The following is a 12,136-nucleotide window of genomic DNA, read 5'->3' as shown; positions in this document are numbered from 1 at the left end:
GTCACGGGTGTGGTGCGGCTGAAACAGTTTCATAGTGTTTCGGTGGTTATAGCGTGAGGGAAACGCCCGGTTACATTCCGAACCCGGAAGCTAAGCCTTACAGCGCCGATGGTACTGCAGGGGGGACCCTGTGGGAGAGTAGGACGCCGCCGAACTCCTTTTAGAGCTCTGGCTCTTGGGCACACAGCCCAAGAGCCAGAGCTTTTTTGCGTTGAGGTAAGGTCAGGGGGCATCGTTGGCTCGTTTCCCACAGGAGGCTCCCGGGTGGAGGTCCAGGAGACCCGCGTCCAGACGGACCGGGTGCTCACCATCCCCAACATCCTCAGCATGGCGCGGCTCGCCGGCGTGCCGCTCTTCCTGTGGCTGATCCTCAGGCCTGAGTTCGGCGGTCCCCAAAGTGACGGGTGGGCGCTTCTGGTGCTTGCTCTGAGCGGGGTCAGTGACTACCTGGACGGCAAGCTCGCACGGCGTTGGAACCAGATCAGCAGTCTTGGCCGGTTCCTGGATCCCGCCGCCGACCGGCTCTACATTCTTTCGACTTTGGTCGGTCTGACCTGGCGCGAGATTCTGCCAGTCTGGTTGACCGCTGTACTTCTGGCGCGTGAGCTGCTTCTCCTGGTGATGGTGGGCATCCTCAGGCGCCATGGCTATCCGCCCCCCCAGGTGAACTTCCTGGGTAAGGCCGCCACCTTCAACCTGATGTACGCCTTCCCGCTGCTACTGCTCAGTGACGGAAGTGGATGGACCGCGTCACTCGCTGCTATTTTCGGATGGGCGTTCGCAGGTTGGGGTACAACGCTGTACTGGTGGGCAGGAGTTCTCTACGTGGTACAGGTCCGCCGCCTGGTTCGTGCGGACGCCATGGCCGACTGAACTCGCCGAATACAACGGCTGTATCGGCCCCGATGGCCCGCGGTGGAAAAGTGCGGGACAATCTGGACGGGTGAAGTCGGCTAGACCGTCGTCTCTTAGAGGAGGACGCTTCCGACATGAAGGCCGTCGTGATGGCCGGAGGCGAAGGCACACGCCTTCGCCCCATGACCTCAAGCATGCCCAAACCGCTCCTGCCAGTGGCCAACCGGCCGATCATGGAGCATGTTCTGCGGCTGCTCAAAAGGCATGGGCTCAACGAGACCGTCGTTACTGTCCAGTTCCTGGCCTCATTGGTCAAGAACTACTTCGGTGACGGCGAGGAGCTCGGTATGGAGCTCACCTATGCCAATGAGGAGAAGCCACTCGGTACCGCCGGAAGCGTCAAGAACGCCGAGGAGGCGTTGAAGGACGATGCTTTCCTCGTCATTTCCGGTGATGCCCTGACCGACTTCGATCTCACCGAGCTCATCGCTTTCCACAAGGAAAAAGGCGCGCTGGTCACCGTCTGTCTGACACGCGTGCCCAACCCGCTCGAGTTCGGGATCACGATCGTCGACGAGGAGGGTAAGGTCGAGCGCTTCCTGGAGAAGCCGACCTGGGGCCAGGTCTTCTCGGACACCGTGAACACGGGCATCTACGTGATGGAGCCCGAGGTGTTCGACTATGTCGAGGCTGATGTCTCCGTCGACTGGTCCGGCGATGTCTTCCCGCAGTTGATGAAGGAAGGCAAGCCGATCTACGGCTATATCGCCGAGGGCTACTGGGAGGACGTCGGTACCCACGAGAGCTATGTGAAGGCGCAGGCCGACGTCCTGGAAGGCAAGGTTGACGTCGATCTCGACGGTTTCGAGATCTCCCCCGGCGTGTGGGTGGCGGAAGGCGCCGAGGTCCACCCCGACGCCGTTCTCCGTGGGCCGCTCTACATCGGTGACTACGCCAAGGTGGAGGCCGGCGCCGAAATCCGCGAGCACACCGTCATCGGCTCGAACGTCGTTGTGAAGACCGGGGCGTTTCTGCACAAGGCTGTGGTGCACGACAACGTGTATGTCGGGCAGCACAGCAATCTGCGGGGTTGCGTCGTCGGAAAGAACACCGACATCATGCGCGCGGCTCGGATCGAGGACGGCGCCGTCATCGGGGACGAGTGCCTGATCGGCGAAGAATCGATCGTGCAGGGCAACGTGCGGGTGTACCCGTTCAAGACCATCGAGGCCGGCGCGTTCGTCAACACCTCGGTGATCTGGGAGTCCAGGGGACAGGCGCACCTCTTCGGTGCTCGCGGTGTGTCCGGGATCCTGAACGTGGAGATCACGCCCGAGCTGGCCGTGCGTCTCGCCGGCGCCTACGCGACCACGCTCAAGAAGGGTTCGACCGTCACCACGGCCCGTGACCACTCCCGTGGTGCCCGGGCACTCAAGCGGGCGGTCATTTCCGCGCTGCAGGCCAGCGCCATCGACGTACGCGATCTGGAGAACGTACCGCTGCCTGTGGCGCGGCAGCAGACCGCGCGGGGCAGTGCCGGCGGGATCATGATCCGGACCACACCCGGTGTGCCGGATTCCGTGGACATCATGTTCTTCGACGGAAACGGTGCCGACCTGTCGCAGGGGAGCCAGCGCAAGCTCGACCGGGTGTTCGCTAGGCAGGAGTACCGGCGGGCCTTCCCGGGCGAGATCGGGGACCTGCACTTCCCCGCCAGTGTCTTCGACTCGTACACCGGGTCGTTGCTGCGGAACGTCGACACCACGGGCATTTCCGAGTCGGGGCTCAAGGTCGTCGTCGACGCGTCGAACGGCAGCGCCGGGCTTGTGCTGCCCAGCCTGCTCGGCAAGCTCGGTGTCGACGCGCTGACCATCAACCCGGGTCTGGACGAGTCCAGGCCCACTGAGTCGGCGGACGCGCGGCGGTCGGGGCTGGTGCGGCTGGGAGAGATCGTGGCCTCCGCACGGGCCGCTTTCGGTGTGCGGTTCGACCCCGTCGGGGAGCGGCTGTCGCTGGTCGACGAGAAGGGACGCATCGTCGAGGACGATCGTGCGCTGCTCGTCCTGCTCGACCTGGTGGCTGCGGAGCGGCGCAGTGGTCGAGTCGCGCTGCCGGTGACCACCACCAGGATCGCCGAGCAGGTGGCGGCGTATCACGGGACGCAGGTGGAGTGGACGACCACTTCTCCGGATGACCTGACGCGCGTCGGCCGCGACGAGACGACGATCTTCGGCGGGGACGGCAAGGGCGGGTTCATCGTCCCCGAGTTCAGCAGTGTCTTCGACGGTACGGCGGCCTTCGTACGGTTGATCGGGCTGGTGGCGCGGACGCAGCTCACGCTCAGCCAGATCGACGCGCGGATTCCGCGGGCGCATGTCCTCAAGCGCGATCTGGCGACTCCCTGGGCCGTCAAGGGGCTCGTGATGCGGCGGGTCGTGGAAGCGGCCGGAGACCGCTTCGTGGACACCACGGATGGTGTGCGGGTGGTGGAGACCGACGGGCGCTGGGTGATGGTGCTGCCCGACCCGGCGGAAGCGGTCACCCACCTGTGGGCGGAAGGGCCGGACGACGCCTCCGCCCAGGCCCTGCTCGACGAGTGGTCGGCGGTCGTGGACAGCGCCGGGCGCTAAGCCACTGCACGCGCGCGTGCCGGACAAGTGCCCCTGAGGGGGCCTGTCCGGCACGCCGGTGGGGCCATTCGGAGGTAGCGGTCGCGGCGTGCGACGATGTGCGACATGCCGCAGCAGCCCCCCGTTCGGAGCACTCCTACGCGCCCCTCGCGCCCGGACGCCTCCATGTCGCTGCTGACCAATGTCATGGACCACAGCCTCGACGACGGGTACGCAGAGGCCGCCGCCCGCAAGGAGGCCGCCGGTGAGGGCGGCCTCCCCAAGACGCTGCGGGCGAAGCTGGGTCTGGCCGCTGGTCTGGTGCTCGCCGCGCTGGTCGTGACCGTCGGCGCCGCCCAGGCCCGGGTCGCGGCTCCCGTCGTCGCCAAGGAGCGCGAGGAACTGATCGACCGTATCGACCAGGAGACCGAGGCGGCGGACAAACTCGAGGACTCCGTCGACCAGCTGCGCGACGACGTGAGCGCGCGGCAGCGTGCGGCCCTCAGGGACAGCGGCGGCAGTGACCGGGCGGAACTCGTGGGCATTCTGTCCGGTGCCACGGAAGTGACCGGCCCCGGTGTGAAGCTTGTCGTGGACGACGCCAAGGAAGCCACCACAGGTGGGGACGGCGACCCACGCGAGACTTCCGGATTCTCCGACACCGGGCGGGTGCGCGACCGCGACATGCAGCGGGTGGTCAACGGACTGTGGGCGTCGGGTGCCGAGGCCGTGTCGATCAACGGGCAGAGGCTGACCGCGCTGTCGGCGATCAGGGCCGCGGGTGACGCGATACTGGTCGACAACAAGCCGCTGGTTCCGCCCTATACGGTGCTGGCCGTGGGGGACGGCAAGCGGTTGAGCACCAGGTTCCAGGACAGCGCCGACGGGCTGTATCTGCACGCCCTGCAGGAGAACTACGGCATCCGGACCGCCATTTCCGTGGAGGACGACCTCCGGCTGCCCGCCGCACCGAGTGTGATCGTACGTACAGCACAGCCGAGAACTGAGAAGGGCACATCGTGATCGCCGTACTGGGCCTCGTCGTGGGAGTCGTGGCCGGCCTGTTGGTCCGGCCCGAGGTTCCGGCAGTCGTCGAGCCTTACCTGCCGATCGCCGTGGTGGCGGCACTCGACGCCGTCTTCGGAGGTCTGCGGGCCATGCTCGACGGCATCTTCGACGACAAGGTCTTCGTCGTGTCGTTCCTGTCGAACGTGGTCGTGGCAGCGCTGATCGTGTTCCTGGGCGACAAGTTGGGCGTCGGTGCCCAGCTGTCCACCGGAGTCGTCGTCGTGCTCGGGATCCGGATCTTCTCCAACGCCGCGGCGATTCGCCGACACGTGTTCCGGGCGTGAGGCAGATGAGCAACCAGGACGGGACACCCGAGAACAGGCTGCGCAAGGAGCTGCCTCAGGAAGTGACCGCCGAGGCCTCCGGGCCGGCAGCGGACGCCTCTCCCGAGTCGCCGCAGTTGAGCGGCCGTCAGCGGCTGGTGAACGGGTTGTGGCCGCCGCGTGTCACCCGGGCCCAACTCATCGTCGCGGTGCTGTTGTTCGGCCTGGGCTTCGGTCTGGCCGTGCAGGTGGCGTCGAACAGCGACAGTGACAGCGCCCTGCGGGGCGCGCGTCAGGAAGATCTTGTGCGCATCCTCGATGAACTGGATGACCGTACTCAGCGTCTTGAAGACGAGAAGCAGGGCCTCGAGAAGCAGCGGGACGAGTTGGAGAACAGCTCGGACCAGGCCGAGGAGGCCCGCAAGCAGACGGTCGAGAAGGAGAAGCAGCTCGGCATCCTGGCGGGCACGGTGGCCGCGCAGGGGCCCGGCATCACGATGACGATCGACGACACGAAGGGGGCGGTCGAGGCGGACATGCTGCTCGACACGATCCAGGAGCTGCGCGCGGCCGGCGCGGAGGCGATCCAGGTGAACGGCGTGCGGGTCGTCGCGGGTACCTATCTGACGGACTCCGACAAGAGCGTGAGCGTCGACGGGAACAAGATCAACCCGCCCTATCGTTTCAAGGTCATCGGCAAGCCGCAGGACCTCGAACCGGCGCTCAACATCCCCGGAGGCGTGGTGCAGACTCTTGAGAAGGAGCAGGCCACCGTGACCGTCGAGCGGTCGGACAAGATCGTCGTGGACGCCTTGCGAGCAGCGAAGCGGCCTGACTACGCTCGGTCGTCCTCCCAGTGAACCGGGGGTGCATGGCAGACGTCCGGCGAGGGCATGAGGTTGCGGGGGGTCGGCGCACCGAATGGGTGGTGCGTGGTGGAAACTGTCTGGTGGATACGGACGTTGTGAGGATGTCCGGGTCGACCGGTGTGTTCAATCAGGGTTCGTCCTGCCCCACGGGCGGGTCTGTTTCGGTCAAGGGGAATCGCCCGTGAAGTTGTTTGCGAAGTTGTTCGGCAAGAGCGCGCGAGAGGGCAGCGCCAATGCGACTGCCCGCCATCGCGCACAGCCTGACGCAGAAGGCCAGCGCCCGCTGTTCCGGGATCAGGTCGATGGTCCGGGCGATGACATTTCCGGTGGTCAGGGCGCGCCGTCAGTTGACCCTGCCCAGGCCGGCGGCATAGGTTTCGGACAACCGCCAACCTCAAGTGCGGGTGGAGGGTTTTCCCCTATGTCGGCCCTGGTGTGTACGAGGTGCGGTAACCGCAACGCGGAGAACAGCCGCTTCTGTTCCAACTGCGGTGCTCCGCTGCGGGCCGGGGCAACGCCCGAGCGTCCGTCCGAGACGACGTCCACGATCTCCATCTCCGGGCTCGAGGCCTACGACGCCGAGGTCACGGGCCAGACGCAGATGCCCATGCTCTCCCCGGAGGCGCAGGCGGCCGTCGACGCGCTGCCGCTGGGATCGGCGCTCCTGGTGGTGCGCCGCGGTCCGAACTCGGGCAGCCGCTTCCTGCTGGACGGCGACCTGACCACGGCCGGGCGTCACCCGCAGAGCGACATCTTCCTGGACGACGTGACGGTCTCCCGTCGACACGTGGAGTTCCGCCGCGGTCAGGACGGCTCGTTCACGGTGGCCGACGTGGGCAGTCTGAACGGCACGTACGTCAACCGTGAGCGGATCGACCAGGTCGCTCTGTCGAACGGCGACGAGGTGCAGATCGGCAAGTACCGGCTGGTCTTCTACGCTAGCCAGCGGGGCTACTGACCCGCCCCGGACACCGTCCGGGGGGACCCCCAGGAAGGTCCATGCTTCAAACACCGAGCGGCGGTGCCGGGCACGGTACCGCCGCCACGGACAGTGGACTGATGAGCATCGGCACGGTGCTGAACGTGCTGCGCGACGAGTTCCCCGAAGTCACGATCTCCAAGATCCGTTTCCTGGAGTCGGAGGGGCTCATCGAGCCGCAGCGGACCCCATCGGGGTATCGCAAGTTCAGCGCCGACGACGTCGAGCGCCTCGGCCATGTCCTGAGGATGCAGCGGGACCACTATCTGCCGCTCAAAGTGATCCGTGAGCACCTCGACGCCATGGAGCGCGGTGAGGCGCTACCCCTGCCGACGGTAGGGCGTCAGCGGGACGGCGAGGGTGTCGCGGAGGTCGCCGAGGGGCCGACGGCGGCCAGGATCGGGCGGGACGAGCTGATGGCCGCCGCCGAGATCGGTGAGCAGGAACTTCAGGAGTGGGAGTCGTACGGGCTCATCACTCCACTGCCCGACGGGGCGTACGACGCGGAGGCGGCCACCGTGGCCTCGCTGATCGCCGAGCTGGGGCGGTTCGGCATCGAGCCGCGGCATCTTCGGGTGATGAAGGCGGCGGCCGACCGTGAGGCCGGGCTGGTGGACCAGGTGGTGGCCCCGTTGAAGCGGCATCGCAACCCGCAGACCAGGGCACACGCCGAGGCCCGTACGAAGGAACTGGCCGGGCTCACGGTGAAGCTGCACGCGGCGCTCGTACAGACCGCGCTGGGTGTGCGGCTGCCGTGATACGGGCGGGTTCGCACCGACCGGATCGGCCACCCGTTCTCTGCCCGACTACCCAAACGTCCCGGGCACGGCCTAGGGTTGCTGTGTGAACGAGCTCGATGTCGTAGGTGTCCGGGTCGAAATGCCCTCCAACCAACCGATCGTGCTCCTGCGTGAAGTGGGAGGCGACCGCTACCTCCCCATCTGGATCGGGCCTGGGGAGGCTACGGCGATCGCCTTCGCGCAGCAGGGCATGGCCCCCGCCCGACCGCTGACCCACGACCTGTTCAAGGACGTGCTGGAGGCCGTCGGCCAGGAACTCACCGAAGTGCGCATCACGGACCTGCGTGAAGGCGTCTTCTACGCGGAGCTCGTCTTCGCCAGCGGGGTCGAGGTCAGTGCCCGCCCGTCTGACGCCATAGCGCTTGCCCTGCGCACCGGAACGCCGATCTACGGCAGTGACGGCGTGCTCGACGACGCGGGTATCGCGATCCCGGACGAGCAGGAGGACGAGGTGGAGAAGTTCCGCGAGTTCCTCGACCAGATCTCGCCCGAGGACTTCGGCACCAGCAGCCAGTGAGGCAGGTGTGGCTCGGCGGCGAACGGTCCTGCCGGGCTCGTCCACGTCCGTTGACGCCTCAAATGCCGGCATTTGCCGACGGCGCGTGAGAGAGTCCTGCGAGCCGCCCCGAGCGCATTCGGCTAGCCTTTCCCCGCGGTTGGGTGCGGGAAACCACTCGAAGGGTGATTATCACCCGGCGTGCCGAGTGTGGCGATCGTTGACGCGCCCCTGGTGACTGCCTACCGTCGAGAAGGCAGGTCAAGGACGGAGGTCGGCGTGAGAAGCAGCGGCGACGGTACGGCTGGGGGTGCCCCCGGACGCAGTCTCGGGGCGAGCGGTCCGTACCCGCTTCACAGCAACGCGGCCGATCACGCTCCGCAGCGACCGGCGGCCGTGCCGAGCAGCGGAGGGGCGACGTCCATGGCGTCCGAGCAGATCGGCTACCGCGGTCCGACGGCCTGTGCGGCCGCCGGAATCACTTACCGGCAACTGGACTACTGGGCCCGTACCGGCCTCGTCGAGCCGAGCGTGCGGCCCGCCCATGGGTCGGGGACGCAGCGTCTCTACAGCTTCCGGGACGTTGTCGTCCTGAAGATCGTCAAGCGCTTTCTGGACACCGGTGTGTCACTGCAGAACATCCGCGCCGCCGTTCAGCACCTCAGGGAACGCGGTTTCTGCGACCTGGAGCGGATGACGCTGATGAGTGACGGTGCCACGGTCTACGAGTGCACCTCGCCGGACGAGGTCCATGCGCTGCTCCAGGGCGGTCAGGGCATCTTCGGGATCGCCGTGGGTGTGGTGTGGCGGGACGTGGAAAGCGCGTTCTCCCAGCTGCACGGGGAGCGGATCGACACCGGGGAGACCCTCGTCGGTCACAACCCGGCGGACGAGCTGGCGCGGCGGCGCAACCGGGCGGTCTGACAGTTGGACCGCTCTTCGGGGACGGCATTGTCAGTGGCGTAGGGCAGCATCGGAGATGTGAGAAGCGCGCCCACGATCCTGCATCTCGACATGGATGCCTTCTTCGCCTCGGCGGAGCAGGCGTCCAAGCCGAGCCTGCGCGGGAAGGCGGTCATCGTGGGCGGGCTCGGGCCGCGCGGAGTGGTCGCCACCTGCTCGTACGAGGCGCGTGTGTTCGGAGTGCACTCGGCGATGCCCATGGCCCAGGCGCGTCGGCTCGCTCCCAACGCGGCGTATCTCGTGCCGCGCTTCGCCTTCTACCGGGCGATCAGCGAGCAGGTGATGGGGCTTCTGAAGGAGCTGTCGCCGTTGGTGGAGCCGTTGAGCCTGGATGAGGCGTTCGTGGACCTGGAGGCCGGCGGAGCGGCCTGGGACGACGCGTCGGCGCGGCTGGCCGGGGCCAAACTGCGCGCCGACATCCGGGCCGTCACCGGACTCACGGGATCGGTGGGCCTGGCGGCCTCGAAGATGCTCGCCAAGATCGCCTCCGAGCAGGCCAAGCCCGACGGGCTGGTGGTCATCGAGCCGGGAACCGAGCGGGCCCTGCTCGGGCCGATGCCGGTGCGGACCCTGCCCGGGGTGGGGCCGGCGACGGGCGACCACCTGCGGCGGGTCGGGATCCACACGGTCGAGGAGATTGCCGAGGCGGGCGAGGACGAGCTCGTACGGCTGCTGGGCAAGGCGCACGGACACGCCTTGTACGCCATGGCGCTGGCACACGACGAGCGGCCTGTGGTGGCCGAGCGGGAGACGAAGTCGGTGTCGGTGGAGGACACGTACGACATCGACATCCACGACCGGGTCCGGGTAGGGACGGAGGTGCAGCGGCTGGCCGACCGGTGTGTGCGGCGGCTGCGGAGCGCCGGGTTGTCCGGGCGGACCATCGTGCTGAAGGTGCGGAGGTACGACTTCTCCACGCTGACCCGGTCCGAGACCTTGCGGGGGCCTACGGACGATCCGGCGGTGGTGCGGGAGGCTGCCGCGCGGCTACTGGACTCCGTGGACACGACGGGGGGTGTGCGGCTGCTGGGGGTGGGGGTGAGCGGGTTGGCCGACTACACGCAGGAGGATCTGTTCGCGCAGGCGGCGGGCGAGCAGGAGGACTCCGGAGTGGCGGAGGATGCCGATGACCTTCCTGCGGAGGCGCCGGTGGTGCCGGTCGAGCGGCGGTGGGCCTCGGGGCTCGATGTCACGCATGCCGAGTTCGGGCACGGATGGGTGCAGGGGAGTGGGGTCGGGCGGGTGACTGTGCGGTTCGAGACGCCTGATTCGGAGCCGGGGCGGGTGCGGACGTTTCGGGTCGATGATCCGGAGTTGGAGCCGGCGGAGCCGTTGCCGTTGGTGCGGGGGCCTTTTGCGGAGGCTTGAGGGTGGGATGCGGTGCGGTTTTGGGCGCGGGTGGGTTGTGGGCACCCGGCCTTCGGCCGGGTTTGCGTTCCCGCCCGCACCACCCGTGCGGGGTTCGTTGAAGTTTCCCCGTGATGCTGGACACTCGATGCTTACGCTGCGAGGGCGTGTTCTTGCTCGTGTCGCTGCCGGGTCTCCAGCGGGGTGAGGTAGCCCCAGACTGGATGCCTCCGCAGCCGCTTGCGGTTGTAGAAGGTCTCGATGAAGGTGAAGATCTCCGCGCGGGCGGTAATCCGGTCGGGCCAGCGGCGAGTGCCGATCTCCGCTTTCAGCAGCGCGAAGAAGCTCTCGGCGGCGGCATTGTCGTAGCACGAGCCGGTTCGTCCCATGCTCTGCCGCAGCCCCAACCGGCGTACTTCCCGGCGGAGTTCGTCAGCGGTGTACTCCGCTCCGCGGTCCGAGTGCACGATGCAGCCGGGCTGGAGGTCGCTGCGGCCGGCGGCCATCGTCAGTGCGTCGACCACCAGGGATGCGCGGTGGTGGTCGGCCATCGAGTAGCCGACGATCTCGCGGGTCGCCAGGTCCAGCCAGGTCGCCAGATACAGCCAGCCCTCGTCGGTGGGGATGTAGGTGATGTCACCGACCAGTTTCCGCCCCGGGGCGGCGGCCGTGAAGTCGCGGCCGATCAGGTCGTGAGCGGGCACCGCCTTCTTCGCCGGACGGGTCAGCGACCGGCGCTTGCGCCGGGTGACCCCGGTGATGTCGCGCTCACGCATGATCCGCTCCACTCGCTTGCGGTTGACCCGCCGGTCCAGCCTGCGCAGTTCGGCATGGATGCGCGGCACCCCGGAGGTGCACCGGGAGGCGATGTGCAAGACGGTGATCTCGTGGGCCAGGGCGTCGTCGGCGGCCCGGCGGGCGGCGCGGGCCTGCTCGCCGGCCATCCAGGCGTAGAAGGAGGAGCGGGCCACCTTCAGCAGCCGGCACAACAGAGCGACTGGGTGGGTGGTCTTCTCCGCCTCGATGAACGCATACACGTCGTTCATCGATCGCTCTCCCTCGCGAAGAAGACCGCCGCTTTTCGCAGCACCTCGATCGTCTCGGCCTGCTCACGGTTCTGCCGCCGCAGCCGACGCAGTTCCTCCCGCTCCGCGCTTGTGAGCTCGCCCGGCGTCCCCTGTCCGCGGTCGATCGTGTCCTGTTTGACCCAGTTCCGCAGGCCCTCGGCGCTGACCCCGATCTCCCGGGCCACCTCGGTGACGGTCTTGCCGGAGGAGCGGACCAGCGCGACCGCGTCGCGCTTGAACTCCTCCGAGTACCGCCTGCTGCGGTTGCTCTTGCTTCCCACCTGGCACTACTTCCTCTGGAACCTCACGTCCCAGTCTCCAGGTGTCCAACATCAAGGGGAAGCTTCATCGTTGTCGGGTGCGGGTGGCCCCTGTGGGGGCTGGGCGCCGTCGGCGGGTGCGGGTGCGGGTGCGGGTGCGGGTGCGAGGTCAGGGCTCGTCTGTGCCTGCCAGCTTGCCGAAGTCGTGGTCCGGGAAGGAGGGAGGGGCGGCCACGTCGAGGCCGTAGTGGTGGTAGAGCTGCAGTTCCTGCTCGGGCGAGAGGTGGCGGCCCACGCCGAAGTCGGGGGCGTCCTTGATCAGGGCGCGGTCGAAGGGGACGTGCAGGGTGCCCGCGATCAGTTCGCTGGGTTCCAGGGGGACGAAGGCGTCTCGGGAGAAGAGTCCGGTGCGTATCGCGGCCCACTCCGGTGCGCCGGTCGCGTCGTCGAGGTAGACCTCGTCGATCGTGCCGAGCTTGGTGCCGTTGCGGTCGAACGCCTTGCGGCCGATCAGGTTGCGCGGATCGATGTCGGTCTGCACGGGCCCTCCACTTGCTCGC

The 12,136-nt window shown here is 67.6% G+C and carries 13 protein-coding genes and 1 rRNA gene; 11 read left to right on the top strand and 3 right to left on the bottom strand.

Annotated elements, in window-relative coordinates; genetic code table 11:
- The first annotated feature begins 38 nt into the window (after window positions 1-38).
- From rrf to QFZ76_RS09810, 11 genes are all read left to right on the top strand, one after another.
- Window positions 39-155 (top strand): 5S ribosomal RNA (rrf, locus tag QFZ76_RS09860).
- A gap of 109 nt (window positions 156-264) precedes the next feature.
- Window positions 265-873: a CDP-alcohol phosphatidyltransferase family protein gene (locus tag QFZ76_RS09855; RefSeq protein WP_307673368.1), complete on the top strand. Its 609-nt coding sequence runs from the start codon at window positions 265-267 to the stop codon at window positions 871-873.
- A gap of 116 nt (window positions 874-989) precedes the next feature.
- Complete coding sequence (locus tag QFZ76_RS09850) at window positions 990-3,485, top strand: mannose-1-phosphate guanyltransferase (RefSeq protein WP_307673367.1); 2,496 nt, start codon at window positions 990-992, stop codon at window positions 3,483-3,485.
- 105 nt (window positions 3,486-3,590) lie between these two features.
- Window positions 3,591-4,487: a DUF881 domain-containing protein gene (locus QFZ76_RS09845; RefSeq protein ID WP_307673366.1), complete on the top strand. Its 897-nt coding sequence runs from the start codon at window positions 3,591-3,593 to the stop codon at window positions 4,485-4,487.
- Complete coding sequence (locus QFZ76_RS09840) at window positions 4,484-4,816, top strand: small basic family protein (protein ID WP_003988855.1); 333 nt, start codon at window positions 4,484-4,486, stop codon at window positions 4,814-4,816. The genes QFZ76_RS09845 and QFZ76_RS09840 overlap by 4 nt, the downstream gene beginning before the upstream one ends.
- A gap of 5 nt (window positions 4,817-4,821) precedes the next feature.
- A complete protein-coding gene (locus QFZ76_RS09835) occupies window positions 4,822-5,655 on the top strand; it encodes a DUF881 domain-containing protein (RefSeq protein ID WP_307673365.1) in 834 nt (277 codons plus the stop codon).
- A gap of 61 nt (window positions 5,656-5,716) precedes the next feature.
- The gene (locus tag QFZ76_RS09830; protein ID WP_307673364.1) at window positions 5,717-6,622 is read left to right on the top strand and encodes an FHA domain-containing protein; all 906 of its coding nucleotides are present in this window, start codon (window positions 5,717-5,719) and stop codon (window positions 6,620-6,622) included.
- Between the two features lie 41 nt (window positions 6,623-6,663).
- Complete coding sequence (locus tag QFZ76_RS09825; RefSeq protein ID WP_307673363.1) at window positions 6,664-7,401, top strand: MerR family transcriptional regulator; 738 nt, start codon at window positions 6,664-6,666, stop codon at window positions 7,399-7,401.
- 85 nt (window positions 7,402-7,486) lie between these two features.
- Window positions 7,487-7,960 carry a bifunctional nuclease family protein gene (locus QFZ76_RS09820; protein WP_004002801.1) on the top strand — a complete coding sequence of 158 codons (474 nt, stop codon included), beginning with the start codon at window positions 7,487-7,489 and terminating at the stop codon, window positions 7,958-7,960.
- A 258-nt stretch (window positions 7,961-8,218) separates the two neighbouring features.
- Complete coding sequence (locus QFZ76_RS09815) at window positions 8,219-8,863, top strand: MerR family transcriptional regulator (protein ID WP_307673362.1); 645 nt, start codon at window positions 8,219-8,221, stop codon at window positions 8,861-8,863.
- A 57-nt stretch (window positions 8,864-8,920) separates the two neighbouring features.
- A complete protein-coding gene (locus tag QFZ76_RS09810; protein ID WP_307673361.1) occupies window positions 8,921-10,270 on the top strand; it encodes a DNA polymerase IV in 1,350 nt (449 codons plus the stop codon).
- A 131-nt stretch (window positions 10,271-10,401) separates the two neighbouring features.
- Here QFZ76_RS09810 and QFZ76_RS09805 read toward each other — a convergent pair whose 3' ends face one another.
- The 3 genes from QFZ76_RS09805 to QFZ76_RS09795 all read right to left on the bottom strand — a co-directional run bounded on the left by QFZ76_RS09805 (window position 10,402) and on the right by QFZ76_RS09795 (window position 12,117).
- Complete coding sequence (locus tag QFZ76_RS09805) at window positions 10,402-11,295, bottom strand: IS3 family transposase (protein ID WP_307671840.1); 894 nt, start codon at window positions 11,293-11,295, stop codon at window positions 10,402-10,404.
- The gene (locus tag QFZ76_RS09800) at window positions 11,292-11,597 is read right to left on the bottom strand and encodes a transposase (RefSeq protein WP_307673360.1); all 306 of its coding nucleotides are present in this window, start codon (window positions 11,595-11,597) and stop codon (window positions 11,292-11,294) included. The genes QFZ76_RS09805 and QFZ76_RS09800 overlap by 4 nt, the downstream gene beginning before the upstream one ends.
- 148 nt (window positions 11,598-11,745) lie before the next feature.
- Window positions 11,746-12,117, bottom strand: a complete 372-nt coding sequence (locus QFZ76_RS09795) for a PRC-barrel domain-containing protein (RefSeq protein WP_307673359.1) — start codon at window positions 12,115-12,117, stop codon at window positions 11,746-11,748.
- Window positions 12,118-12,136 lie beyond the last annotated feature (19 nt).

The sequence above is a fragment of the Streptomyces sp. V4I2 genome, assembly GCF_030817655.1.
Taxonomy (GTDB): domain Bacteria; phylum Actinomycetota; class Actinomycetes; order Streptomycetales; family Streptomycetaceae; genus Streptomyces; species Streptomyces plumbiresistens.
The sequence above is the reverse complement of the archived record's forward strand: the minus strand, read 5'-3'. Positions and strand labels throughout refer to the sequence as shown.

Coding starts and splice junctions, on each gene's coding strand:
- QFZ76_RS09825 (WP_307673363.1), top strand. CDS start 6,664: ATGCTTCAAACACCGAGCGGCGGTGCCGGGCACGGTACCGCCGCCACG.
- QFZ76_RS09850 (WP_307673367.1), top strand. CDS start 990: ATGAAGGCCGTCGTGATGGCCGGAGGCGAAGGCACACGCCTTCGCCCC.
- QFZ76_RS09805 (WP_307671840.1), bottom strand. CDS start 11,295: ATGAACGACGTGTATGCGTTCATCGAGGCGGAGAAGACCACCCACCCA.
- QFZ76_RS09835 (WP_307673365.1), top strand. CDS start 4,822: ATGAGCAACCAGGACGGGACACCCGAGAACAGGCTGCGCAAGGAGCTG.
- QFZ76_RS09845 (WP_307673366.1), top strand. CDS start 3,591: ATGCCGCAGCAGCCCCCCGTTCGGAGCACTCCTACGCGCCCCTCGCGC.
- QFZ76_RS09830 (WP_307673364.1), top strand. CDS start 5,717: ATGGGTGGTGCGTGGTGGAAACTGTCTGGTGGATACGGACGTTGTGAG.